The sequence below is a fragment of the Neobacillus pocheonensis genome, from assembly GCF_050477905.1.
Taxonomy (GTDB): Bacteria; Bacillota; Bacilli; order Bacillales; family Cytobacillaceae; genus Neobacillus; species Neobacillus pocheonensis_A.
This window is the reverse complement of the sequence record NZ_JBCNAD010000099.1, coordinates 21,702-46,251: the sequence shown is the minus strand read 5'-3', so window position 1 is coordinate 46,251 and position 24,550 is coordinate 21,702. Positions and strand designations below refer to the sequence as shown.

General features: G+C 42.8%; 28 protein-coding genes. 23 read left to right on the top strand and 5 right to left on the bottom strand.

The features are described from left to right. Positions 1 to 18: 18 nt before the first annotated feature. Together ABES02_RS29385 and ABES02_RS29380 are read left to right on the top strand one after the other, a co-directional pair. On the top strand, positions 19 to 618 hold the full coding sequence (locus ABES02_RS29385) for an HD-GYP domain-containing protein (RefSeq protein ID WP_430141515.1): 600 nt from the start codon (positions 19 to 21) through the stop codon (positions 616 to 618). Positions 619 to 681: 63 nt separating this feature from the next. Beyond that, positions 682 to 1,593, top strand: coding sequence for a copper amine oxidase N-terminal domain-containing protein (locus tag ABES02_RS29380; RefSeq protein ID WP_430141513.1), 912 nt, complete (start codon positions 682 to 684; stop codon positions 1,591 to 1,593). Positions 1,594 to 1,628: 35 nt separating this feature from the next. On the opposite strand, the gene ABES02_RS29375 is transcribed toward ABES02_RS29380, so the two are convergent. Continuing rightward, positions 1,629 to 1,808 (bottom strand): ribbon-helix-helix domain-containing protein, encoded by a 180-nt coding sequence (locus ABES02_RS29375; RefSeq protein ID WP_430141512.1) that lies wholly within the window; start codon positions 1,806 to 1,808, stop codon positions 1,629 to 1,631. Positions 1,809 to 1,918: 110 nt separating this feature from the next. On the opposite strand from ABES02_RS29375, the gene ABES02_RS29370 reads away from it, so the two are divergent. The 20 genes from ABES02_RS29370 to ABES02_RS29275 all read left to right on the top strand — a co-directional run bounded on the left by ABES02_RS29370 (position 1,919) and on the right by ABES02_RS29275 (position 22,269). Continuing rightward, positions 1,919 to 3,070 carry a copper amine oxidase N-terminal domain-containing protein gene (locus tag ABES02_RS29370; protein WP_430141510.1) on the top strand — a complete coding sequence of 384 codons (1,152 nt, stop codon included), beginning with the start codon at positions 1,919 to 1,921 and terminating at the stop codon, positions 3,068 to 3,070. A gap of 58 nt (positions 3,071 to 3,128) precedes the next feature. After that, positions 3,129 to 5,375 (top strand): hypothetical protein, encoded by a 2,247-nt coding sequence (locus ABES02_RS29365; RefSeq protein WP_430141507.1) that lies wholly within the window; start codon positions 3,129 to 3,131, stop codon positions 5,373 to 5,375. 41 nt (positions 5,376 to 5,416) lie between these two features. After that, entirely contained in the window at positions 5,417 to 10,027 is a 4,611-nt protein-coding gene (locus ABES02_RS29360) for a hypothetical protein (protein WP_430141506.1), read from the top strand. A 117-nt stretch (positions 10,028 to 10,144) separates the two neighbouring features. Beyond that, positions 10,145 to 11,095, top strand: a complete 951-nt coding sequence (locus ABES02_RS29355; RefSeq protein WP_430141505.1) for a hypothetical protein — start codon at positions 10,145 to 10,147, stop codon at positions 11,093 to 11,095. Positions 11,096 to 11,704: 609 nt separating this feature from the next. Beyond that, positions 11,705 to 12,364 carry a type II toxin-antitoxin system PemK/MazF family toxin gene (locus ABES02_RS29350; protein ID WP_430141503.1) on the top strand — a complete coding sequence of 220 codons (660 nt, stop codon included), beginning with the start codon at positions 11,705 to 11,707 and terminating at the stop codon, positions 12,362 to 12,364. Between the two features lie 743 nt (positions 12,365 to 13,107). Further along, a complete protein-coding gene (locus tag ABES02_RS29345; protein WP_430141501.1) occupies positions 13,108 to 13,410 on the top strand; it encodes a helix-turn-helix domain-containing protein in 303 nt (100 codons plus the stop codon). Between the two features lies 1 nt (position 13,411). After that, positions 13,412 to 14,608, top strand: coding sequence for a toprim domain-containing protein (locus ABES02_RS29340; RefSeq protein ID WP_430141498.1), 1,197 nt, complete (start codon positions 13,412 to 13,414; stop codon positions 14,606 to 14,608). A 1-nt stretch (position 14,609) separates the two neighbouring features. Continuing rightward, complete coding sequence (locus ABES02_RS29335) at positions 14,610 to 14,834, top strand: hypothetical protein (RefSeq protein ID WP_430141495.1); 225 nt, start codon at positions 14,610 to 14,612, stop codon at positions 14,832 to 14,834. Between the two features lie 31 nt (positions 14,835 to 14,865). Further along, entirely contained in the window at positions 14,866 to 15,405 is a 540-nt protein-coding gene (locus tag ABES02_RS29330; protein ID WP_430141493.1) for a hypothetical protein, read from the top strand. A 35-nt stretch (positions 15,406 to 15,440) separates the two neighbouring features. Continuing rightward, complete coding sequence (locus ABES02_RS29325; RefSeq protein ID WP_430141490.1) at positions 15,441 to 15,809, top strand: hypothetical protein; 369 nt, start codon at positions 15,441 to 15,443, stop codon at positions 15,807 to 15,809. Positions 15,810 to 15,893: 84 nt separating this feature from the next. After that, positions 15,894 to 16,106 (top strand): hypothetical protein, encoded by a 213-nt coding sequence (locus ABES02_RS29320; RefSeq protein ID WP_430141487.1) that lies wholly within the window; start codon positions 15,894 to 15,896, stop codon positions 16,104 to 16,106. 25 nt (positions 16,107 to 16,131) lie between these two features. Further along, positions 16,132 to 16,644 (top strand): hypothetical protein, encoded by a 513-nt coding sequence (locus ABES02_RS29315; RefSeq protein ID WP_430141484.1) that lies wholly within the window; start codon positions 16,132 to 16,134, stop codon positions 16,642 to 16,644. A 57-nt stretch (positions 16,645 to 16,701) separates the two neighbouring features. Further along, the gene (locus ABES02_RS29310; RefSeq protein WP_430141482.1) at positions 16,702 to 16,899 is read left to right on the top strand and encodes a hypothetical protein; all 198 of its coding nucleotides are present in this window, start codon (positions 16,702 to 16,704) and stop codon (positions 16,897 to 16,899) included. Beyond that, positions 16,896 to 17,864 carry a Fic/DOC family protein gene (locus ABES02_RS29305; protein WP_430141480.1) on the top strand — a complete coding sequence of 323 codons (969 nt, stop codon included), beginning with the start codon at positions 16,896 to 16,898 and terminating at the stop codon, positions 17,862 to 17,864. Before ABES02_RS29310 ends, ABES02_RS29305 begins: the two co-directional genes overlap by 4 nt. A gap of 8 nt (positions 17,865 to 17,872) precedes the next feature. Beyond that, the gene (locus tag ABES02_RS29300; RefSeq protein WP_430141477.1) at positions 17,873 to 18,085 is read left to right on the top strand and encodes a hypothetical protein; all 213 of its coding nucleotides are present in this window, start codon (positions 17,873 to 17,875) and stop codon (positions 18,083 to 18,085) included. An 11-nt stretch (positions 18,086 to 18,096) separates the two neighbouring features. Then, positions 18,097 to 19,071 (top strand): DUF3895 domain-containing protein, encoded by a 975-nt coding sequence (locus tag ABES02_RS29295; protein ID WP_430141475.1) that lies wholly within the window; start codon positions 18,097 to 18,099, stop codon positions 19,069 to 19,071. Between the two features lie 340 nt (positions 19,072 to 19,411). Then, positions 19,412 to 19,681 (top strand): helix-turn-helix transcriptional regulator, encoded by a 270-nt coding sequence (locus ABES02_RS29290; RefSeq protein ID WP_430141472.1) that lies wholly within the window; start codon positions 19,412 to 19,414, stop codon positions 19,679 to 19,681. 496 nt (positions 19,682 to 20,177) lie between these two features. Beyond that, on the top strand, positions 20,178 to 20,432 hold the full coding sequence (locus tag ABES02_RS29285; protein WP_430141470.1) for a hypothetical protein: 255 nt from the start codon (positions 20,178 to 20,180) through the stop codon (positions 20,430 to 20,432). 16 nt (positions 20,433 to 20,448) lie between these two features. Further along, positions 20,449 to 21,051 (top strand): hypothetical protein, encoded by a 603-nt coding sequence (locus tag ABES02_RS29280; protein ID WP_430141467.1) that lies wholly within the window; start codon positions 20,449 to 20,451, stop codon positions 21,049 to 21,051. Between the two features lie 84 nt (positions 21,052 to 21,135). Next, positions 21,136 to 22,269 carry an XF1762 family protein gene (locus ABES02_RS29275; protein WP_430141464.1) on the top strand — a complete coding sequence of 378 codons (1,134 nt, stop codon included), beginning with the start codon at positions 21,136 to 21,138 and terminating at the stop codon, positions 22,267 to 22,269. Between the two features lie 233 nt (positions 22,270 to 22,502). Here ABES02_RS29275 and ABES02_RS29270 read toward each other — a convergent pair whose 3' ends face one another. The 4 genes from ABES02_RS29270 to ABES02_RS29255 form a co-directional block, all read right to left on the bottom strand. After that, positions 22,503 to 22,754 (bottom strand): YolD-like family protein, encoded by a 252-nt coding sequence (locus ABES02_RS29270; protein WP_430141462.1) that lies wholly within the window; start codon positions 22,752 to 22,754, stop codon positions 22,503 to 22,505. Positions 22,755 to 22,809: 55 nt separating this feature from the next. After that, positions 22,810 to 23,292 (bottom strand): hypothetical protein, encoded by a 483-nt coding sequence (locus tag ABES02_RS29265; protein WP_430141460.1) that lies wholly within the window; start codon positions 23,290 to 23,292, stop codon positions 22,810 to 22,812. Positions 23,293 to 23,377: 85 nt separating this feature from the next. Then, complete coding sequence (locus ABES02_RS29260; protein ID WP_430141458.1) at positions 23,378 to 23,620, bottom strand: hypothetical protein; 243 nt, start codon at positions 23,618 to 23,620, stop codon at positions 23,378 to 23,380. After that, on the bottom strand, positions 23,614 to 23,907 hold the full coding sequence (locus tag ABES02_RS29255; RefSeq protein ID WP_430141457.1) for a YolD-like family protein: 294 nt from the start codon (positions 23,905 to 23,907) through the stop codon (positions 23,614 to 23,616). Before ABES02_RS29255 ends, ABES02_RS29260 begins: the two co-directional genes overlap by 7 nt. A 364-nt stretch (positions 23,908 to 24,271) precedes the next feature. Between ABES02_RS29255 and ABES02_RS29250 the strand changes: the two genes are divergently transcribed. Next, on the top strand, positions 24,272 to 24,547 hold the full coding sequence (locus tag ABES02_RS29250) for an AbrB/MazE/SpoVT family DNA-binding domain-containing protein (protein WP_430141550.1): 276 nt from the start codon (positions 24,272 to 24,274) through the stop codon (positions 24,545 to 24,547). Positions 24,548 to 24,550: the final 3 nt, after the last annotated feature.

Sequence of the window (24,550 nt, the reverse complement as noted above, 5' to 3'; positions counted from 1 at the left end):
AGGGATCCGGATACGGCAATGCATTCGGTAATGGTTGCAGAATATACTTATTTACTTGGCAAACAACACGATCCTAAAAATGCATTCCTTTATTATCTCGGAGGCATCAGTCATGACTTTGGAAAAATTACATTCCCCGATAGTATTTTAAAGGGCGAAAAAATAGTGAATGAATCCGAGAGAATGATGATAAAGCGTCATGTTCACGATGCAGTTCAATTCATGTCGAAGTTTGGGCTGCCACAAGTCGTAATGAATATTGTGAAATACCACCATGAACGATTCGATGGGAACGGCTACCTTGAGGGGTTAAAAGGGTATGACATTCCTTTGGAGGCAAGAATTGCTTCGTTGGCAGATGTTTACTGTGCCATACGCGATCAAGGGCGACAATACCAAAAAAAGAGAAGTCACGTTGAAGCTATATCCATTCTTAAAAAAAGTTCCGGCCAGTTCGATCCGGATCTGCTTAAAAGCTTTTGTGAATTAGCTGATGAATACGAATTAATGATGAATTTCAAAGAAGTAAAATCAATCGAAAAGATCCAATTTCCTTTCACTATTATCCCTCATTTCGGGGCTAATAGCGCCGCGGCAGCTGAAAACTACATGGAATAAAGTTGAAATTTAATGTCAAGTCGGCTTTCAATAAATCATTTTAATAAAAGTGAGATGAGATAAATGAAAAAAATTATTCCCTTACTCATGCTGTTAATCTGTTTTACCGGCATAACGAGTGCCGCGGCATCCGACAGTAAGATTGAGTTCCAAGTAAACGAAAAAGAGTTTTCAACTCCTGCAGGAGGAGCAGAACCGTATATAAATAAAGATGGCCGTACAATGGTTGCCATTCGGTTTTTATCAAATGCTCTTGGTGTCACAGATGATAATATTTCTTGGGATCGTGGTACGGAGACTGCGACGATCAAAAAGGGAAACACCACAGTTCAAGTTACGGTTGGGCAACAGAAAATAACGGTTAATGGTTCTGATGTATTAATGGATACAAGTGCTGAGAATACGGGCGGTAACGTCTTCATTCCGGTGAGATTTATTTCCGAAGCGCTGGGGGCAAAAATAGAGTGGGATGAAAACCTACGTAAAATTTTCATTTTAAGTGATAACAGCAATAACCTTGTCAGATACGGAATTAAGATGGACAAGCAGCTGCCGGTAAAAATCCAGGGGGCAAAGCTTTCGTTAGCCTTAAATAACGTATGGATCTACCCTGCAGGATCGAACGAATTTTACGATTGGGTATCAAAATTCAATATCAATGTGGCTGCGGACACGAAGTATATCGTCGTAACAGGTATTTCTTTCGTGAATAATTCGAATGGTATCCTAGCTTCCAAACCAGAAAGTTCGGATTCTCCATGGTTCGTAAGTGCTTCCTATGGCGATGTATCTTATCCGGAATATAATGTGGAATCGTCCGACAATGAGTATATAAAGCAATGGAGTTTAAAACCAGGCGAAAAGATAGAGGGTTTTCAAATTTATCAGCTTAATGCGGAAGAAGTTGGACCGTTCGTTTTATACCTTGAAGACGGAGCGCTCACGAAAGAGATTAGCTTTGTTAAGGCTCAATAAAAAAATGGCGGCTCCCAATTTATTGTCGGAGTCGCCTATTTCGATTTGTTGTTATCGGATTTTGAGTGACTGTATTTGTTAAGTAAATCTTTAATTGCTTCGTCCAGTAATTTTGACATCGATATACGTGTTTTATCGGATAAATCCCTAAATTGCTCAAGTAATTTGTTATCAACGGTATTTCCAATTCGTGTCCTAGTTTTTAGATCCGACAAAGAATCTCACCCCCAGCAGCTCCATTTTACAACTTATATATGGTGATATCAACTTATATAAACTGATGTACACTTATATAAGTATATGGTAAAATTAGTATATCACTATCATGATTAAGCAGAAAGGGAGTGTCCTTTATAAAAGGAAAATTATCGCTTTTGCTGCGGCTGCTATACTGCAATTCAAGGTAATGCAATTGCCGGTGGACTTTGACGATCTACAAAAGCGGATCTATATTTTTGTCGGATACAACCAACAATATCGTCCTTTATGGGATGGAAGAGATGGTATAAATAAAATCGATAAAGGAAGTGTTCTTATGAAAATTAAAAAGAAAATTATTGCGCTTGCTGCAGCTGCCGTTTTCGGCTTTAGCACAATTCAAACCTATGTAAGTGCCGATTCGTCGGCTCTTGCCTTGCAAGTTGATGACAAGCCATTTGTGGCCGGTGGGGACGTTGCTGCCCCATACATCAATCGAGATGGTCGTACATTGGTGCCTCTACGCTTCATTTCGGAGAATATGGGAGCATCTGTATCCTGGAATGGGGAAAATAACCAGGCTATGATCCAGAAGGGCGATATAACGATTTACGTGACCGTAGGGCTAAATCAGATCGTCGTTAACGGTTCGAACGTCGATATGGATACATCTGCTGAAAATACGGACGGAAGTGTGTTTGTACCAGCACGATATATTGCGGAAGCGCTAGGGGCCGAAGTAAATTTCAATCCGAAGGAAAATAAGGTATATATTCTCTCGGATACGACCAATAACTTTATTGCTTTTGGTTTGAAACCGAAAGTGCAATTTCCATTCACTATTGAAAGCCGAGGACTCAAAGTAACGGTAAATAATATTCATGTATATCCGGTCGATTCTCCGGAAGCACAGGAACATATTAAGGAATATAAGCTTGGATCCAGTAATCCTGGAACGCAACATTACTTTATGTGGGCAAATGTAACCCTGGAAAACGTATCCGATGATGACATAGGGTATCCATCCAAAGATTGGATCAAAAAGTGGGAATTTATGGTCTCCGGAAGCAACAGATTGCATGCTGAGCCGGGAATCAAATCTATTCACGATACAGTAAATAGCACCGAATATTTATGGGCGTGGAATTTGAAAGCCGGGGAAGAACTTACAACAAATGTTGGGGCATTTTCGAATCATGAAAAACTGACTTATGTTCTTCTACAGGGTTATGAGAAAGATAATATCGATTCCCTTTATCCGTTAGCTACTATTGATTAGGGTGGAAGTAATAATGAAAAGAATATTACGTAGTCTGCTTGCGTCAGTCTTTCTAATTTTGACCGTTCCCCCTGCAGCATTAGCAGAGAATGAGAATGCATCCCTGTTTAATTATGCTATACCGGAAAATCTTCAAGTTTCAGAACGCCCGGATATAACAATTACAGTTCCATATCCTACTGATGCATTAAGCATTGACGAATCTTCATTTTCATTCACTGGTAATAATAATGTCACAATTACAAAAGTAGATAATGATGAGAATAATAAGAAAGTCATTGTTACTCTTCATTCAAGTACTACAGAGCGAATTGACATCGGAACCGTGTACGGTTTTTTAAATGAGTACAAAGAGAGGTTTCAGACTGCTCCCGGCAATGATATTTGGCGTTATGTAGGGGGACGGGCATGGCAGAAGAACACATGGCTTAGATCATGTTTTTGTCAGCCGCCACCAATTAAATACAATGCAACAGATAGTTCAAACCCTTCGGCTTACCCACCGGATATGTCGGTTGGGACATATGCACATCCTGATCTACCAAGTCCGAGGGGGGCAATATGGTTTGATGGTTCTGATGTGAAAGCCGGAAAAACTGGAATAGACAACACAAGAGACTCCACTTCAAACCTGTTTATTGATCCCAGCTCAATAATTCTATCGCAGCGCAGAGGAGATATTTATGCCGACTCCTTTGGTCAATCCGAGCTGGATTATGATAAGGAATATCTCTTTAGCGGTCGGAATATTCCGGGTATTCAAGATTCTGATAAAACGAGGACGCAATTTGTTGATATCACAAATGATGCATCACGCCCACCAGGAATAGGTTTTGGTCCGGATGTTGAAGGTAGGCGATATTATGTCAATCTATATTATGCTGTAGAAGCACAGGCCCAAATCATCCAATATGTGTTCACTGGAGGCATTTCATTCAAATACACTCCATCACCGGATTGGACTTTAACGGCATCAGCTATTGCAGAACCACGATCAACCGTTTTCGATCCGAGCAATCCGAATACAACGGTGGCCGTAACGACAATTGGAACCTTATCAAAATCGGTAGATCCCGGTGCAATTGATCATTGGATTATCTATCAGCGTAAGGAACCGGACCATGATCCGTCTGAGGATTACAAATCTCCGGAAATTAAGGGGGATGGCACTTTAACTGGCCAAGATTCTCATAACTTTACGATTCCTGCTAGTGACGTAGGTAATGCCGATTATACTCAAAATTTTAAAACGCGTGTGTATGTGTTCTTTAAAGGAAACTGCGTGGGGCAAAACTGCAAATTTGATGGCTCACAATATTACTTGGATGCGCCCGCAGATACATCGGTGGAAATTACACAACAGCCTGTTCCACCACCACCGCCACCGGATCCACCGATTCCACTGCAGAAGCCAACAGCATGTATTCGAAATAACCCAACTGTCCGGGCGGGAGATTACTTGCAGATATCAGGTAGTTGCAGCTATTCTCCAAACGGAGCAATCACTAAGTTTGATTGGTCAACGCCCGGCAGTGCGAATAAACTGACAAATCAAATGAGCGGCCAGGTTGTTTACTTTAACGAGGGGACAAACTCCATAGGTTTAACCATTACGGACGAAAAAGGAATGTCGGCATCAGCTTCCAGCTCGGTTAAAGTTACGCCACCTTACCCCATAGCATGTATAGATATTAAGTCAGGGACTTTAAAGCAAAATCGGAAAATTACTATAGACGGTTCCTGTAGCAGTAGCCCGGAAATGTTCCCGATCAATTCTTATTCATGGAGTATAACGCCTGTTTCTGGCGGGACGGTTAGCGACATTAAACCTGGCACCGCATTCTACAGTACTGAAAACGATATACTTTTCAAGAATCCTGGGGTTTATAAATTAACGCTTACGGTAACAAATACGAAAAATCTTTCAGATACAACTACTCGACAGGTGACTATCACACCGGATTATAAACCCATCGCTGATTTTGATGTCGTAGGATCGATTCTCCGTGACCCAAACAATGGAAATCAAGCAACAATAGAGATTTGGGATCGGAGCTATTCAATTGATGGGGATCCGATCACACAAAGAGATTGGTACATTATCTATGACACAAATAATAACGGGTCATTTTCAGATGAAACGCCAATCCTCATTAACAGCGGCAACAGTACGCATATAACTTATGTAACAAATCAAGTCGGTAAATATCGCATAATGCTCTCAGTTACCGAAAGCTTTGGACAACCGACGATTCCGCAATTTATTACTGCTAGTGATTATCGAAGCTCAAATACGTGGGAATAACATGGAGGGTCTTAGTCCCTCCCTCTTTCTGAGGAGGACACATGAAGAAGTTCGTCCGTACCGTTTTTATGACAATCCTTATATTGCTGGTTACATTTTCAAGTGTTTACGCGACCCCGAAACCGAATACAGAAACGGATGTCGTCGTGGATAACGTACCACCGATCACCAGCTTCGGAATGACCAAAAAGAAAAAAATTGACCTTGTTCTGAATTTGGACAATACGCAGTACAGTCTTTCAACCGTTCAGGCTAAGGCGAATAGTATTTTAACTCCTGCACTTGCTGCTAATAATATTGATGCCCGAATTCAGGTGAATCCTTCGACAAAAAAGAAAGATTCAAAGTTTTATTATATGGTTTCCACTGGAGAATGTGCATCTTATTATGGTTATGGCGGATGTAGTAGTTGGTACAATAAGGTTGCCTCTTATGATTATGCGACTGGTGAAACAAAGGTATATGATGGAACGAGACTTGTTAATGATTATGGCGACACTTATGCGGGTTTTAAGGGTGTCAGTATTGGTCCGAACAATAAGATGTATTACATAGCTTTAAAAGAATATGGCACGGGCATGACCTCAATGTTATATGAATATGACATGTCCACGCAAACAGAGCGCAAGATTATGGACAACGCATATAATGCATTTGGATTGGCAGGCGGAGTAAGTATGATTGCGGGTAGTGACGGAAACGTTTATGTAACTGGCTACTCGCTTGCCGGACAAAGCACAACTGGAAAACTAATTGTGGTCTATCCTCAAACTAGCACGTATTCTGTTATTTGGACATCGACTGGTAATGGCGATTCGCCAAGTAATTTAAGAGATACTGTTGATGGAATATACTATAAATATCTGAATAATGTTTATCTCTATAAATATTCAACCGGATACCCATCAATAGTAAGAACATTAAGTAATTCTATTCATTATGATTACTTCATTGATGCGTCAGCGGATGGGTCGGTTCTGTATTCGTATTATGGGCAGGTATATCAACAATCCTCAGTAACCTATGGTGGCCCATTTGGTTCCGGGACACTCGGGGGATCGTTCTCTTCAAATACAAAAGTAACGCCGTATAAGTTATCTCGTAATACAGGTATGGCGTATATATGGTGCGGATATCTTGGAAATTCATACCAAAACTCTTGTCAACCTACTGTGACACAACAAAATGATTTGTATGTAAAAATTAATATGCGAAATCAATCAGCAACAATTTTATCTAATGGTGCCAATGATATTCCAGACACTTACACTTTTGATGATAAAGCCGTTCTAAGGTATCAGGAACCTTATCAAGAGTTAGAAAGGTATCAATATTTCGATCATTGGGAACCAACGGGTGAATATAGTCCTGATTACGATGATGGTTGTGGATGTTACCCGCCTCTCTATGACCCTGTATACTTATGGGGGGAGCGTTGGGTTACAAAGTATCGAGATTTCTTTAAGGTATTTGATGATTTAACTGGAACTATACTTGTAGATCGTATTCCTATTGAAGCTCTTGGGGATAGCCCAAAATTTCTAATTGGGAAAAGTGTTGGTAATGGGGCACCTATGGGAGTTACAATGACGGCAAAACCCAATATGGCCGACGATTTTTCCATCAATGTACCGCTAGCGAATGCAGGGTGGCGTGATGGGGCTGCACGGTATTTTGCAGATATTAGCGATAATTACATTGGTGAGCTGACTCAAAAAAGTAAGCGTGCAAGTATTTTAAGTAAGCTTATAACGAATTCTGTGAATTTCATTGGGTTAGGAAACGGGAAAAATCAAAGCCAGTATTTGACTTTAATTTCCCAAAATAATAATAATGGCGCTTATTTCGATAACAGCAATTTGGATGCGGCTTTGAATAATTTGGTCAATATGATTGTCACGAAAGCAAATAATGATTCGATCGTTTCCACCTATTTGCTGCTGAATGACTGTGTAGACTATCAAGTACGCTATTCGGATCGGGAGAGCGACCCGAAGAATGCTGAACGATGGCTGATTACACATGAACCGAATTTCTTCGAAAATAACCAAGGCATCATCAGTACCTCCGGCCAATATGTATCTTCGCCTATTTCTTGTTTTGATAAAGTCGGCAAGTATATTGTCCAATATCAAGCACAAGATAATCCGAAAAATGATTGGCGGTTTACTAACTTTTGGTATTGGAGCCTGGATAATAAATCGAAGATGATTATTTATGTGAATCGCAAGCCAATCGCTTTGTTCACAGCTACTTCCGATAACGGCGGCAATGTAACGATCAGGGATTATTCCTACGATCTTGACCATCTATCGCAGCTGAATCGAGGCATTCAGGAATGGCAGTGGAGCTGGCGGCAAGTTGAATCAACGACATGGAACAGTGGCCAGCCAACGAGTATAGACCCGAATGACGTTTATTTAATTCAGCTCAAAGTCCGGGATATGGAGAATAATTGGTCGGATCCGTTCGTGCAGGCTATTGGCGGCGGGAACTTACCGCCCGTTGCAATTTTTGAAACGAACCCTTCGAGTGCTTATCTATACGGCACTTTTACGCTGACAGATCGTTCGTACGATCCGGCCGGACTGGCTATAACGAATCGTACGTGGTCGGTCATAAAGAATGGAACGCAAATATATAGTGGAGCCACGACCCCGAGCGTTGATAATCTTCGCAATTGGGCAAGCGGATCCGGAATCGATCCGAAAGGAAATTATTCCATAACCGAAGTTGTTCAAAACGCGGTTGGTCTGTGGTCTGCTCCTTATACGCAGATACAGGAATTGGCTGTACACGGCCCTGCACCATCTTTTACCGTTACGGATCCAAATACGCGAGATCAGCAAGTTATAATCACCAATACGACACCGAACCCGGATATTGATGGAAGCCCGGTAAGCTATCACTGGTACGCTATTAAAGACGGGGCAAGCACTTTCGATTTAGGGACGGCAACAAACCCGACATTTACTTTTAAAAGCCTTGGGCTTGGGAAAAACGCAGTGAGTCCAAATTGGCAAATTAAGCTTGTTGCAACGAATGGAAACGGCGTTTCTGCTTCTACGATGAAGCCGGTTAGTGTTATTAACCAAAAGCCGGTTGCCACAGCGAGCGGCCCGACTTCCGGATTCATCAATATGAGTTATACGTATACATCCGGCGCTTACGATCCGGATAGTGAAGACGGCAGCAGCTTGCAGTATGTTTTTTCGTTGACTGCTCCAAGCGGCCAGCGCCAGCAATTTTCAACTTCTACGATTACGCCATTCTTTTCAGAGGGCGGTAATTACACGCTGGAGCATTATGTCGTGGATCAATTGGGTGCCAAGTCGGAAGTCTTTACAATGAACATCTATATTAACCCGTATGTCGGACCCATTCCTGGATTTACCGTTTCACCGAATCCGGCGACTAGGATCGATACGGTGAATGTGATTTCAAAGGCTAGTGACCCCAATAAGGGCGGTTACATTACAAGCTATGCTTATTATTTAACGCCGCCAGGGGGGAGCGAATATCAAAGTTCTACAAGCAAAGATTGGACATTTAGACCGAACATACTTGGACTTTGGGGAATGCGTCAAGTCGTTTGTAATAACCATTCCCTTTGCGCGCAAGCGACCGGGAGCCTGAATGTGGTGAACCTGAGTCCGAGCGTTACGCTGACGAATCCAAGTGGGCCGGATATAAATAATCCGAGTGCGAATACGCCGCCTTTTACGGCTACTTGGAATTACAGCGATCCGGAAAAAGATGTACAAACAAAGTACCAGCTAAAGATTTACCGGGCAGATAATAACGCCCTTATTCAAGACACTGGAATTGTTTCGTCGTCGGCCACTTCGTTCTATATTCCTAATGGCCTTTTGACGAGCGGTCTTACCTATTACATGACGATCCAAACGTGGGATGCTTTTAATGCGCCGTCGAATGTGGATGTAAAGTATTTCTTGACCAATAGGCCACCGGTAGCCGACTTTACCGTTTCGCCGGTACCGGCCTTTGAAGGTGATACGGTCACTCTTACAAATACTTCGTGGGATCCGGATGGGGATGCTGTTACTTCTTCCTGGACGGTAACGAATCCTAATGGCGTAACGACCACGGCCACAACAACGAATGTCGTTATTCCAGGTTCTATAAAAGGCATTTATACGGCGACTCTCACGGTGACGGATCCTTACGGCTTATCTGATACGATCACAAAGACGTTTGCGGTAAGCGATCTTTCGATTATCGGTTTCGTCGAACACACCGCCCGTTACGAAGAATTGCGGCAGGCTTATAACCGTGAGGTAAGCGGAGATCCGGAGTATCCACGAACAGCTGATATGTTCGTCGCCGGTGAAGCTTTCATGCTGAGAGCCAACACAACGGATACCGGCACATCCAGTACGAAAGCAACTTCGGTTCGCGTTACTCGTTCGCCATTTCCTTTTGCTGTGAATCTTTCTTCCGGAAATCAAATCAATTGGTCTGGAAGAATGGTAGACAACGACTATAACGAGAAGCTAACCGATGGGAATTACACATTCAGGTTCACCGCAACCTGGTCGAATGGACATACAGAATCGGTCGATGTCTTGATCAAGATCAAGGGCGACACCACGTTGTACTTTAATCCTGCTCGGCGTGAAACCAACGAATAGCATTCATCCTTTGGGGCTGCAGCTGCGGCCCCTTTTTTCAAGGAAAGTATGTATTAACTGTTCGAACCCGTTTCATCGGAAGAACCATAAGCGCATCAAAAAAGGAGTGAATTATTAATGGAATATGCAGTGATCCAATTTAACCAGGGAAAACGACTTGTTCATGCCAACGAGATGGAGATATTGGAGCTTCACGAAAACGAAATACAAATCCTTATGAACAAAAGAAATCATTTAAAAATTTTATTGGGTACATTTAAGCCGCAATATGAAGTTGATAAATCGGATGATTTTGATTCGGTTCATGCTTTAATAATAGAAGTGATCGGATCGGAGTTAGCATACATAATGGGCAATCAGTGTCATTTATTAAAGCTAATAGATATTATGACTACTTACCAACCAAACAGTGGAAACATATCATTTGCTGCGCTTATTGAAGGTCATATTTCCGTCTCGAAGCTGTCAATTCCTGCGTTCGTTAGAGTTAACGATATTTCTCTAAAGGAAAACATTATAAATCGTTTTGGAATCTTCTCTTTTGAAAGGGAACTAAAGGGGTATGAATTTTCAAATGAGAATTGGAAGGATGTAGTGTTAAGTGTACAAGATAATGACTCTGATGACGAAGAAGTAGAGGAGTATTGGGGTCTGCAATTACAAAATAAAAGACAGCTTTTAAACGAATTCTCTCAAAAGAAGAGTCTCTATTCTGATACGGTTTATGTATATCATCTTACTCATACTTACAATATAGAGGACAGGAAAACAAAGTTGTTCTCTACAATTGAACCTTATACCATGGATCTCCTTATCGCACATATCCAATTCCATGCTTCTGAAATTGATATGCACTATGGTATGAGTCAACAAGAAATTAAGATGATTGTAGAAGAACTTTATAATAAGCCTACCGGACAGAACATTTATGACCACCATTCTTGCGAAATTGATTTATATATCAATTGGGAATGGTGGTGTGCAGAAGCCGATGAAATTATGAAAATGGAACTATTTAAGCATGACCATCTTCAAGGAATGTTAGAAAAAATTATCCCTAAAGGTTAGGCGGGCTTTAATTCGCCATATACTTTGCGGGTGGTTGGCTGGCCAACGGCAAACTTATGGGTTAAGTTATACAAAAAAAGTTGGATCCCCCAGCTCGTCCGTTCGGGAAGTCCAAGCGACTCACCGGCTCTAGGGCGCAAGCGCCAAAAACCCGGTAGATTCCATTGGCCTTCTTATCCGAACTTGCGTTACGATGTATTTAATAGCATGGACACCATCCGGCAAGCCGGATGCTCCCGCGGCCTTTTTTTCGGCACTTGCCACCTGTCAGGATGTTACCATACCCGCGCATCCGTCAAGAGTTTTCCCGGCATATCCTCGCAAGCTGCGGTATTCCAGTTTGCCTCATGACTGATACAGTTCTTCCACTCATTACGCTGCCCAAAACGCATCGTAACGAGCCTCCGGAAGAACTAGCTGGGGTATGGTCCTCCGTGCCTGGGTGGCAAGCTATATGGCCGCTACAATTGAATAAAGGAGGACAAGCCTATCTTTACCATTGATAACAGATCGATTAAAAGAGAAACGAAGACCCAAACGGCTAAAACATCGCCAGGGCGGTCGAATGCACTTATCTCAGACCAGTATAAGATGGAAATGTGGAATTTGATGGACAAGCTTCCGGATCTCACCGCGTATCATCTTGGCCATTGGACTATTTTTCATGAACGCTGGCTGAATAGCTTGTCACAACCGGACAGAACGACAAATTTTGCTCCAGGTACGATTCTTATGGCCGATCTCGGCGCAACAAATTTTGGCCACGAACCTATGTTTGAGCATCCTTGTGTGGTTCTTATCAACGATGTCACTTCAATCTTTGTTGCCCCGTGCAGTTCGCAGCAGTATGGTAGGCGATATACCGGCGTTATTGACGCGACTGCAGCAGATGGATTTCAATTCAATACCGGCATTCAAATGAATTACGTTCGATGGATCGATAAAAAGAGGATGACAAATAACATAGGCGCTATTACAAATCCGGCGCTTATCCGAAAGCTAGAATCTTATATGATCGAATTATTTCCAACGTATCAAGACGCTCTTATCGATCATGCTCATGAAGTAGCGCTTTTAGAAAATGCGGCTTTGGCTCGTAACTCCTCCATACAGAGTTTGAATGCCCAGGTGCAACAATTGAAAAACGAAATTGCCGAATTAGATGAGTATAAGAAGCTGCTTAAGCAAATGATGGAACAAGGTGGACAGCTACTGGAATCGTTTCAGGAAGCAGCTGCGGCAGCTGGTGTGGAACTAAGTAAACTGTGAATTATTATTGATACTTACGTTCTTTCGTGATATTATTGATTTGTAAGTATTAAATTAAAGTATTAAATTAAAGTATTAGATAATAAGTTTTACATACTCAATATTCACCGCAAGGTGAGATCACTCATGAAAAAAGCTTCTGTGAAAACAGGGCTTTTTTCGCTTTAATGAGGTTTCGAGCAGAGTTGTTCGGCCAGGTCGCCCGGAGATTGTGCCGGTTAAAAGCTGCAGCTGCTTATTGTAGGTTAACCCTTATCGATGAGGAGGTATAGTGTGGACCGTATTCTTAAACGAGCCTTAATAGAAAGAGAACTTGAAAATCCAGCCCTAACAGAACGTGATTGTTACAAGCTGCTTTAATAAACTATACAAACTCGATAAGTGGGATGATCTTGATTTGAAGATCCTTTTTATTGCTACTATAGGAACGGTCGGACTAGCGACATACGTTCTAGCTCATATATAACTGTTTTGCGGAGAACAGGGAGCCTCTTGGGGTTTCCTGTTTTTCTTTTTGTAATTAATATCATGAGGATCGAAGGGTCTGACGAGGGGCAATAAAGGCATTATATTTCATCCTGGATTCCGTCTTAAGGCAAGGGAAAATATTGTAAAATCAAGCGTTTTATTATGGTTTTAGGAACAAATATTCCCATTAAAAAGTTGCGTTTTTACGCAATTTTTGGTATACTTTTATTAGGAAGTTTAGTTGTGACTCAACGCAAATTTAAGGAGAAATTCGAATGAGCTTTGGTGAGTATTTAAAATCGTGTCGATTATCCAGCGGGCAAACGCAAAAGGATCTTGCCGAAAAAGCTGGAGTAACCATTCCGTATATTAGCAAATTGGAGAGAGGGAAGGAAGAACCTCCATCCGAAGAAACTTGCATTAAATTGGCCGCGGCGCTCAATGAGGATCCGTACATCATGATCGTAAAGGCCGGTAAAATGCCGAGCGACTTCCAACAAGTCATCTTAAACGACCAGGATGCCTTTAATTACTTAAAACGGAAAAGCAAAGCAAGATTAGCCCAGGGAGGAAACTAACATGGCAAGAATTGAATATACACGCGAGTTTGTTGACAATCTTTTGAAAAGTGTGAACCTTACAAAGCTCATGGAATTGCACGGCATTGACGTTAAACGTGGCCATGGCAAGAATGATTTTTATATTTCGTGGTGCTGCACTCATAAAAAAGATAATTACGATCATGGCCGTATCGACAAGAACAAGCAGACCTATAAATGCAATGCATGTATGCCGAAAGAAATGGGCGGGAAGAATGCAATTCATTTCTTGCGGGAATATGCTGGGAAGTCTTACGATGAGGCGATCCGTTTTCTGGCCAAAGAGGCCGGCGTTGACATTCCGGATGCGGATCCGGTCATTAGCGAAACGAAGCGGCGTAAAGAGCAAGCGTTGAAGCTGGCTGCAGAGTTTTATCAAGCGCAAGGGATGCTCGAATATCTTTTGTCGCGCGGCATTAGCGAGAGTGTTTTGAAGAAGCACAATGCCGGTTACGCACCAGGCGGCCGGGCGCTCCGGGAACACCTTGAAAAATTCGGTTTCACGAAAGATGAGATGACGGAGTGGCGCTTGATCAATCACAGAGGGCTGGATTTTCATTTTCATCGTGCGATCCTGCCGGTTTACTTGAACGGGAAGGTTGTTGATTTGTATGGCCGGGCAACCGACGATGGCAAAGCTGGTCAAAAGCATTTGTACTTGTACGGCGACCAGTTGGGCGGCGTAGACAAAATCAATCCAAAGAAGATCGTCAAAATCTTTGAATCAGCTATTGACCGGCTCGTAGCGGAAAGTCACGGCCTTGATAATGGCGTGGATCCGGGCGGTGCGAAGAAATTTACTTCGGTCCATGCCAAGCTCTTGAAAAGAAAAGGCGTTGATAAAGCAGTCATCATTTTTGATGGCGACAAAGGCGGTCTGGAAGGCGCGCTGCTTACCGGAGAGCTGCTTGAAAATGAAGGGATCAAGGTTTCGGTGGCTCGTTTGCCGGAGGGTATGGATCCCGCGGAAATGCTGCAGACACAGGGCCGTGATGCACTCGTTAACCATATCAATGCGAACAATCAGCTTTATCCGGAATTTAAGCTGTTCCAGGAGCTTGATAAGTATGATATGGCGGCCATCGAGAAATATCTGGCTAAACGAAAGCAGAAGGAAGCTACAGCTGCAGCGGATCCGAACCTGGGAAAGATGACGCAGCTGAAAGAGGGTGCGTAATTTGAACGGTAGGGAATACAGAGAATTCCGGAAGAAGATAGATCCACCGGAAGCGCCAGTACGGAAAGTTATGTTTCAGGTTTCTACCCGGCATGGCAATATTGTGGCCAGGGGTGAGTTTGAATATCCTGCAGACACACCGAATGCAACCATTCAAAATGAGTTTGAAAAATGGAAAGAAGAAGTTTTTGATGATATAGAAGCAAGCTGGTACGAAGCTCAGTAATTAAATTACCGCATGAAAGTAGGCATTTTCAATGGGATTTGTTTCTGCAGAAGAAAAAAGAGCCAAAGAATTTGCGGATAAGTATGGGTTCTCAATCCGGCGCGTCCCTCATAGTAAAAATAATCCAAACGGTTTTATCAAAGTTACAGGACCGAACGGCGAATTTGAAAAAGCACAGAGCATGGTTCATGCTCTTGAGATCATGAGAAATTTGGTTTATGGGACTCCGAGTGTTCCCACGAAAAAGCAGCGTACGCGTAGTGTTGAACTGCTTTTAAATGATGATCTAAGGGAACATGTAGAAGATATGGCGAAAGAACTGAAAAAGCATGGGGAAACAGGGATGGCTAATGAAAAGTTGGCCTACAAGGTTCTGCCCCATCTACAGATTAAGTTTCCGGATCTATTCTTCGATGATAGGAATGGGAGCCAGAGGTTTGTTACGGCCAAGGGGAAAAAGACTTATGAGCAGCGATTGAAGGTGAATCGCGAGAATTATGTTGAATGGATCGAAAACATTGATAAGAGTCTCGCGGCGATGGAGCGGCACTTCAAGAACTACGAGAAATAGGGTGGAACGTTAAAGCTGAATGGAGGATTGGTGCCGTGTTATTTCTGTTCATCACATCGTTTTTGCTGTCGCTTGGCATAGGGGGATTCTCACTAACGAGAATACTAAAACCGGAATGGTTTGGCGATTATAACCCGATGACCTCTAGGCGGGATAGTCAACGTATGTTGATCGCCGGGATGGTGTTTTTGTTGGATGTTGTGCTGTTCCTCTTCTACTTAATCTTCAAGTCTACTTTCGATAAAGGCATCGGAGAGCTGAAAGAGCTGACAGATGCGGTAATCGGGTTCATGTCGCAAACGGTCCCTGTGCTGAATATAGGAAGCATATCAATAGGTTGGCTGGTGGTGATCATCTTCTTTACGTACATCATCTTTTACACCTTGGGTACAAGACGACGTTAATTTAATTTGTCGATATTGGTCCATTAAAGCTAGTTTACGGCCCGTAATATTTGTTTTACGGGCCATTGATGGAGGGGGAAAAATTTGGATGCTCGGCGGCGGTTGGATGTGAATCAACCGGTTAAAAACAAGTTTACCGAAGTGAAAAGAACACTCAAATCAAATACAGAAGTGGAGACTGCGGCCTACTTACTGGCCATGTTCGAGCAATTTTATTCGGGATTGACTATAAAGCAAAATGAACAGCTTATAAAGCGCGCGCAAGAAATAATGCGACAGCAAACATTGAATTTATAATTCGAGGCCAAGGGGGAGTAATGCGATGTTTGGATTTATAAGGCGAATCTTGCCCCTTGCCGAAATCACAACTGATGATTACCTTCTCTTGTACGAATCCAGGGACTTTCTACATTCACTGGTGACTGAAAATTCCCATCGCATTAGCAGATGGAACAAGAGTCTTGAGAATGGTTCGATCTTCTTCTGGATCGACGAGCAAGGATTACACTATGAAATTTCTTCTTCCATGCGGATCAAAATGTTTGAGTTTCATTTAACGCCGCCTTATAAAGAAGTGCATTTTATGGCAAAGATCAAGAACGGTGCGGATTATAAGCCTGTGACTTTGATACAAGATAAGGTTATCGATGAAATCAAGGACTTGATGCAGCTGTGTTACTTTGTCGATCTAGTCAATACATCAAACATCGGAATGCAGGCATTAAGGAATGGGCCTTTTCCCGAGCTTATTGAAAAAATGGATTGGGAATATGCTTTTAAGTACCGGGATTTCGCAGAAAAGCTTATTGATCGAGCCAGCAAAGCTAAAATTTGATGCAGGGAGCCGCAGATATGGCTAATCAAATAAATACGATTAAGGGAGTTGCAGAACATGGCAAACCAAAATAAAGGGTCTATTTCAAGAGAGCAATTCGAGGACGCGTTTCGACGGATGAATGGATCTTGGGCGTATGAAAATGCGGAGTTGTCCGAATCTGAAAAGGAATTACTCCTTAAACGTCTTAACGGAGAAATTACCGACGAGGAATATAACCGCGCTTTTATCGAGGGAAAGGGGAAGGGGAAATGAATAGTGAGTACACGTATCCCGGCACGGACGTATTAGTTAACTTAGCTGATATTCGGGATCCAAAGGTACTTCACGACTTTGAACGCGGCCGAACAGCACTCCGTCAAATTGAATTGGATATCATCCCAATTAAAGGGAGCTTTGACTTGGAGCATTTAAAGGCGATACATAAGCATCTATTCCAGGATGTTTATCCCTTCGCTGGGCAACTTCGAACAGTGAACATTGCAAAGAATGGGTTCAAATTTTGCGACTATCAGCAGTTTGACCGACATGCTGATTATGTTTTTGGCCAGTTAAAGCAAGATAACTTTCTAAAAAACCTCTCCCCGGATGCTTTTGCTAAGAAGGCTGCTTATTATTACCAAGAGGTAAACTTCGGTCATTATTTCAGAGAGGGGAACGGACGTTCAATTCGTAGCTACTTCCAAGTTTTGTCTAATTTTGCGGGGCATGAACTTGATTGGTCGCGTGTTCCTAAAAACGAATATATGGCCGCGGTAAAAGAAAGTGATGATCCGAAAAAACTTGACGGCCTTGTTAAAGTGTTCCAGAAAATTATTACACCGGTTCGAGATAGGGAAATCACTTTCACGTTTGCTGACGTTCCGGATAAGGGGAAGACTGCAAAGCAAGAAAAAGCGCCTGATGAGAAGTGGATCGAGCCGAAACCTGGGACAACGCTTAAGGATCTTCTAAAAAAAACCGATGGCCTACCGGCTATGGATAATCCAACGAGTATAGATGCGAAAATATTAAACTCCCCGGTGTCCAAGTATCAACTAATTACAAAGAACGGAAATCAATCGTTGAGGGTGCAGATCCAAGGCCGAGAGGACATACATAATATTCGGCTAGAAAAGACCCCGTATCTGACCCAGCAATTAAAAAACAATATGCTGGATCAAGCAGCTGCAACAATCAATCAGCCGGTCATTCAGATGGATCGATATATGGAGCCGTAGGGAGTAGAATGAAAAATAGAGCGAATGAAAAGTTCGACCCGGCAGCAGCCATGAGAAATCTCCGGGCGAAACGCAAATCGCTTGGAGTCTGCATTTACTGCGGGGGGCGCTTAGTTACCGCAACCATGTGTGAATACCACGCAAACCTAAAGAGAACTTCTAACGAGCCATTAGCGGATAGGAGAAAGAAGCGATACCCGATTAATCGCAAAAAGCGATGAAGAAGGAGATCATGGAACGTAAAAATATGCCGGAATGTGGGGGGATTGTTTTGAAGCTGACCGAAGCGCAACGAGATTTGATTTTAAGTAGCTTAAATGAGGAGCAAGTTCGTTTCTTGAAAGATGAAATGAAGAGAGGAAGAAGGACTGTTTTTGCTAATGTCATTGCTTCTCAAAAGGGGTTGCGCGTTCCGGAAGGGGCCACGTTTGAAGATATTGAACACTTAGTCGATTCTTGGATCCTGGTCGGCTATGTTGATGCTGGCAGAGTGACATCCGATTTAAAATGTGAGTGCGGAAGAAGCCTGCGTTATCAGTACCATGTTATTAATAAGCAAACCGGCGAAGAACGTAAATTTGGTATTGATCACTTGGAGCTGCATACAGGCATTGATGCAAAAACAGTATCTGAGATCCGGAGTGGTTTTTCGATGATTGACCTAGAATTAGACGAGATTCTACTTAAAATCGAAGCTGGTTGGTCCATTGACAAACTATCCTTGCCGCCTTTCTCAGACATCAAACTACCCCAGGACATTCAGCTTCACATCGACCTTCAATTGCCCTTACTAGATCGACAGATTGCTAGGATAAGAAAATTAATCAATGAGGCACTTATTGGGAATCAACCTATCATTAATACAAGATCAGATACAAAGCCACCTGCGGCTCCGAAGAAATCTAAAAATAAGGAAGTTGATTTATTTACAACTTTTGAGCAGAATCAGGTTGAAAATGATGCACAAAATGGATTAACGTATGGGCAGGAAAAAGCAATATTGACTTATCTTCAAAGTGGTATTCAAAGTGCAAGGATCATCTGCGAAATGATGATAAAAGACGGATATGCAAGGGAAATTAGATTCGTCACAAACAAGCCTAAATTTTACGTGGAGGTCTGCTGGTTTATCGAATCATTCATACCCAGTGGTCAATGTAAACTATTATCAGCGGATCGAAGCGACCGTACATACCAATGGATTTAAGTGCATGTAAACTAAATTTATAGGGATGTAGAAATTTTTCGAGAAAAAGAACGGAGAATTTCACCGAATGGGTAAAAGGGATTTATGAAATTCCTGATGAACAGGTCTGAATGGGGTGATTACATGTTGACCCTTTTATTTCTTCTGTTATGGGCAATATTTTTCGCTTTAATAGCTTATGCCAGTAGAAAATATAGTGAAAAGTAACAAAAGAATAGGGTGAGAACATGAAGAGGCAAAAGCTATTTACTTGGGTTTATCGTATTGGCTTAGTTGCTATTGGTTTTATGATTGGTATGCTTTTTCAATGAATCAGAGATGGAGTAGAGTATGTGATTCTATGGATGAACAAACAATTAAATTACATCCTGTTGGTACTAATTTCTTTTTACTGATAGAGAAGAAATTTGGCTTAAGTCCTAGAGAGATCGAAATTTTAAAAGTATTATTATTACTCGGACTAAGTAATCGGGAGATTAGCATCAAACTTAAAACTGCTGAGAAAACGATTCAAAATCACATATACAATATCTATAAAAAGACAAATACTAATAACGCTCGGGAGTTACAAGCATTAATCTTTCGCGAAATGTTGATCACTTGTTTTTGATTGAATGAGCTGCAGCTGTTAGCAGTTCTTTTTTTTTTGCCGTTTAGAGCCGAGGATCTAAACCCAAATTTGAAATTCCTGTGAGCTAGGACAAGGAAGTCATTACGGTTTGATTCACATACCAGCGTGGGCGAAGCTCTTTGCTCCTTACGTTTTCAGCCGCCTTACATCCGAAGGCGGTTTTTCGCATCCGTCAGTTTAGCCAACCATACCGAACCCCTGCGCGCAAAGGTGGCTTTTCTCTTTCGAGAACGCCATCCCGGCAGAGCCGGGCAGACCTTTGCACTCCGGGGAGCCGGTATGGTTAAACCGGCTATGACGGCTTCGAAAAACGGATGTAAGGCTCTTTGAAAACTTCATACGCAAAAAGCAAGTTTCGCAAGCAAGTATTCTGTTCTCAAACCTTTAAGGATTCCGCTCATCGCCGCTCGGGCTAGAACGGCAAGCGAATCCGGATATAGGGTAAATATCAAACCAACCAAGGAGGTTGATCGGCATGAAAGCAGCAGCTTACCAACAAAGTATTGTGGATCACGGCATTGAACTTCCCGCGACCGATCCGGTAATCATCGAGTTAAAGCATAAGTTATCCAAGCATATCGGTCCGGAGAGCATCGAGTATCTTACATTCATGGTCCAAATTGAGGAAAGGGTTCTCAAATTACAACGTAACGAACATCGTCAACGCTGTGAGCTTCGCCTGGCGTTGTACCGGGAGCAGCTGGCCAAGATTCAAACTACTATAAACTAAAACGGAGGGTTTCCCAATGACAACAACCAGCGAAATGAAAGTATCTCTGCAGCAAGCTGTTCAATCTATCTTAACAGGTTCCATTCAATCCTTCGGCTACCATCGGGCATACTTTGCTGATCTTCCGGATTATGAGCCGAAAGATTTTGGCAGCATGGATCTTTCTGATGGCGACCATAATGCCCGGATAGAGGACGAAACGCTAATGCTAGACCTGTGGTTTACTGATCATTACGGATGCAGTTGGCCGGAGCATGTTGTCCTAAACCGGCGAACGGTTATATCTCGCGACTTCGGGGCTGTTGCTCAAGTCAAGTTAAGGATTGCTGTAGCACTTCTGGATGTTGCTTACTTGAATGTTGACCAGGAACGTTTTTGGGTAGAAAACACGATGGCGCTCCTGGAGTACGATCCGGGCGCGGAGTTGAAAGGTAAGCAACTGGAAGAATGGGAATCGGCATGGGAAACTTATATTTCAAAACTTAACCGGCTTCAAGAGCTGAAAGATATGGGTCGGTATGGATACCAGCTACGGCAACCATATAAGGCGGTTGCAATTGCCGCAGGGAAATTGAAAGATCAGGATCCGGAGTTTTGCCAGCGAATAGGGATTTTATAAGTAAGGCTTGCGGCTCCGGTCGATTGACCGGAGGCCGCTAACATACATTGGCTGCAGCTGCAGCATTCCAGGGAGGACGCAAATATGTATAGCATTGAAAACATCCATATTTTAGTCAAGAACACGGTGGACGGCAGAATCCGTTTCTCGAAAGAATATGACGATAAAGCATTTTTTGAGCTGGTAGAAAAGCGCTTGGGCGGCTATTTTCCTATGGATTGGAAAGCGATTCATATTGAAAAATCGGAGTACATGGGTTCCGATAGCAAAAGAATGAAGCTCATTGCCGAAATGCCGGTGGCCGTTTCTGAATCCGGTAGCCTCTTGGATCCGGAAGACATCATAATCCGTGATAGTCAGCTGACCGATAAAGAGCGATGGTACGAAAAGATGGCCACACTGGCCAAGAGGGCAAGGGTTGATGTAGAGAGCATTGACAGATACACAGAGGACGAAATTAAGACGGTATTCAGGAAATTCATTGAGGAAATGACATCTTGCCCCGAAGTACAGCCGGTCCAACGGCTCCGGATTCGGAAGAAAGCCAAGGTTCAAACTGACAGCGAGATTATTCCGGCACCGGGTTTGTTTTATTGGGTGTTTCTGAATCCGGAGATCATGAAATCTATGATCCTGTCGGATGATGAACAACGGCGCATCGGGGCCATGAAACTACATGATGAGGGATGGATTCCGCTATGGGGCTGTGCTTTAAGCAAGCGGCAAGCGAATTTATACTTACGTGCCTACTATCCGAATTATGTTGCGTTTGAGCCGGTGAAAGCTCCGACGACACTCCGAGAGGCATGTGAATTTGTAAATGATAACCATAGGCATCATATTTCGCCTCAAGGGCATAAATTCAGTGTGGCGTTAAGTGACGGCAATAAGATTATCGGTGTGGCTATCATTGGAAGACCTGTGGCCCGATGGAAGGATGATCATAAGACCCTAGAAGTGACGAGGCTTGCTGTCAAAGAAGCATATCCGAATCTCTGCAGCATGTTATATCGATCTGCGGCGAGGATAGCGAAAGAGCTGGGATATGACCGGCTTATTACATACACGCTTGTTGAAGAACCAGGTAGTTCTTTGAAAGCAGCTGGCTTTGAATGGATAGGGGAGAGCGATGGCGGTTCCTGGAACAGCAATCGGCGCAAGCGTGTTGATCGTCATCCGATCGGCAGAAAAAACATATGGGAAATCCGATTTGGTTAAACGGTACGGGTCGGGGAGGTCTTGAAACCATTACATTTCTGGTCAAGCGAAGCTGCTGGAATAATTCATACACTAACCGCGCAAACTATAGCGCCCCACTACGGGGTTATCCTCCTTAATTGATATAGGGGCTGCGATCCGCGGCCCCGGTCATCATATATTTAACTTGGTTGAGGGGGGGGAGCTGCATGCTGCCTGCTGGCGGTTTAGAAACGCTGGGGCGGGCTTATCCGTTAATCTTTCGGGTAATCAACCTTCATAACGTCCATAAACGGAACCTTCGTGACTTCACCGTGGCGTTGTACATGAACTTTTCCGGTACGCGAATCCATTTCGACGATCATGCCCCGTACCGGTTCATCCTCTCCCCAAACCGTTAATACAACTTCGGAATTCTCATGTTTAGCTTCGCTGAGTTGGTTGCCGATTTCCTCTAATACAAATTCGTCCCGTGTTGGCCGTTTGGCTACTTTTGGTTTCCCCACGATCATTCTCTCCTAATTATTAGTAGCTCATATAAATTTATTTATAAAAGTCAGATTACTGTCCGGTGGCAGCTAGCCTACCCGCTATTTCTTTCAGGTATTTCGATAAGCGAATGCTGATCTCGGACCGCATGACTTCGCGCATCATTCCGAAACGATCCTCATAACCTCTGCAAATAAAACGATGATATACGATCATTTCCACCTGTTCGTCTTCGATTATTTTAATATTACGCTTCGACAATTCGCGGCGCAAGCTGTACAAATCGCCACTAATTTTGTCCATCACTGCACGGGCCGCTGTCAAATAAAGTTGCTTAAGAAGATTAGAGCCGCTCTCTATGTCATCGATGCTCTTCTGAACCATAGTCAACATGTGAGGAAGTAATATAGAGTCGCGGATCATGATAAGTTCATCCTCCGTAGGCCGGTTACGTAAATGTGAGTTCTTAGCTTCGTTACGATTCTCATATTGCTTTTTATGCTCTGTTAACATCATTTTAGTTTTCCACCGCTCATTTCCGTCTAGTTTGCTCATTCGTAATGACCTCCGGTACTCTGCTTCATCGTATCGTTACGGTTGTCTGTCAGCTTTCCACTACCTTGTTGGATCTTGGCTTTGTCTAACGCCATCCGTATATCCATTTCGATTTCGGCTCAGATTCTTTAAGTAGCTGAATCTGGTTCGGATCGGCCGGAGACCATGCGATAAACCCTTCATGATTTAAAGCAGCTAATATTTGATAAATCCCAGCCCGTCCCCGACCGGTCTTTATTCCAAGCTCTTGAATCGACGGCAGCCGTCTGCGACCTTTAGAGTAATTAACGAGGATACGATGAACTTTTCGTTCAATGTCACTTAGCACAATAGCCTTACCCCTATAATGTCTGTAAACTCGAATAGCTTCCAATCATAGCCAAGTTGTAGTTTCACAAGGAAGAGGCGAGGGTCAAGTCCGGTCACAATCCCAGTATACTCCTGATTTCCGTATTCTCCGTAGAGAGTGATTGTAACATGGATGTACTCTGACCCGGATACTTTAAGGAGGCAAAGCATTTCATGCTGTTGTTCCTCAGCTAGTTCCGGCCTAGCTATCTTTTTCAGGCTTCCTTGGTGATCAATTAGAGCCTGCTTATTATTCGGGAACATCATATGTGACTTCCACCCTTCAAACAGGAACAATCGTTCTTTATATATTATATCCAGAATACAGAACATACATTCGCTTTTCAAGAGGTATTTTTTGCATGTTCGAATGTATAAAGTGATGTTTTATATTGGGATTTTATACCGCACATAAGTTAATTTATGGTAGAATGATGTCGAATATCTCAAGGGAGGATTTATATTGAGTAGTCAAGCAAAACGCTCTGATCCTAAGTTACCTACGGACGCTCACGCTTTAAAAACAATGATGCTGGTTATTTTGGAAAAATCGTTAGAGAACATGGACAGGCTCCGGGATCGGGAACAGGTTTTGCAGCTCATTGATACTTTGAGAAGTCCGGATGCGATCATGGGGGGCGTTCGTCGAATCAAACCGACCGGAATAGTTCGAGAAGTTGATGAATTGGGCCGCGTTGTTCTTCCTATGGAACTGCGGCGTACTATGGGGATTGGGAGAAAAGACGCTGTTGAAATATCCGTTGAAGGAAATTGGGTCGTCATCCAGCCATATAAACAATTCTGCCATTTTTGCGGTAGTGATAAAGATATTAGTCCATTCAAGGGTAAATATATATGTGAAACTTGTGTTGGCGATCTATTTGATAATGTTGATGTGAATGTATAGGAG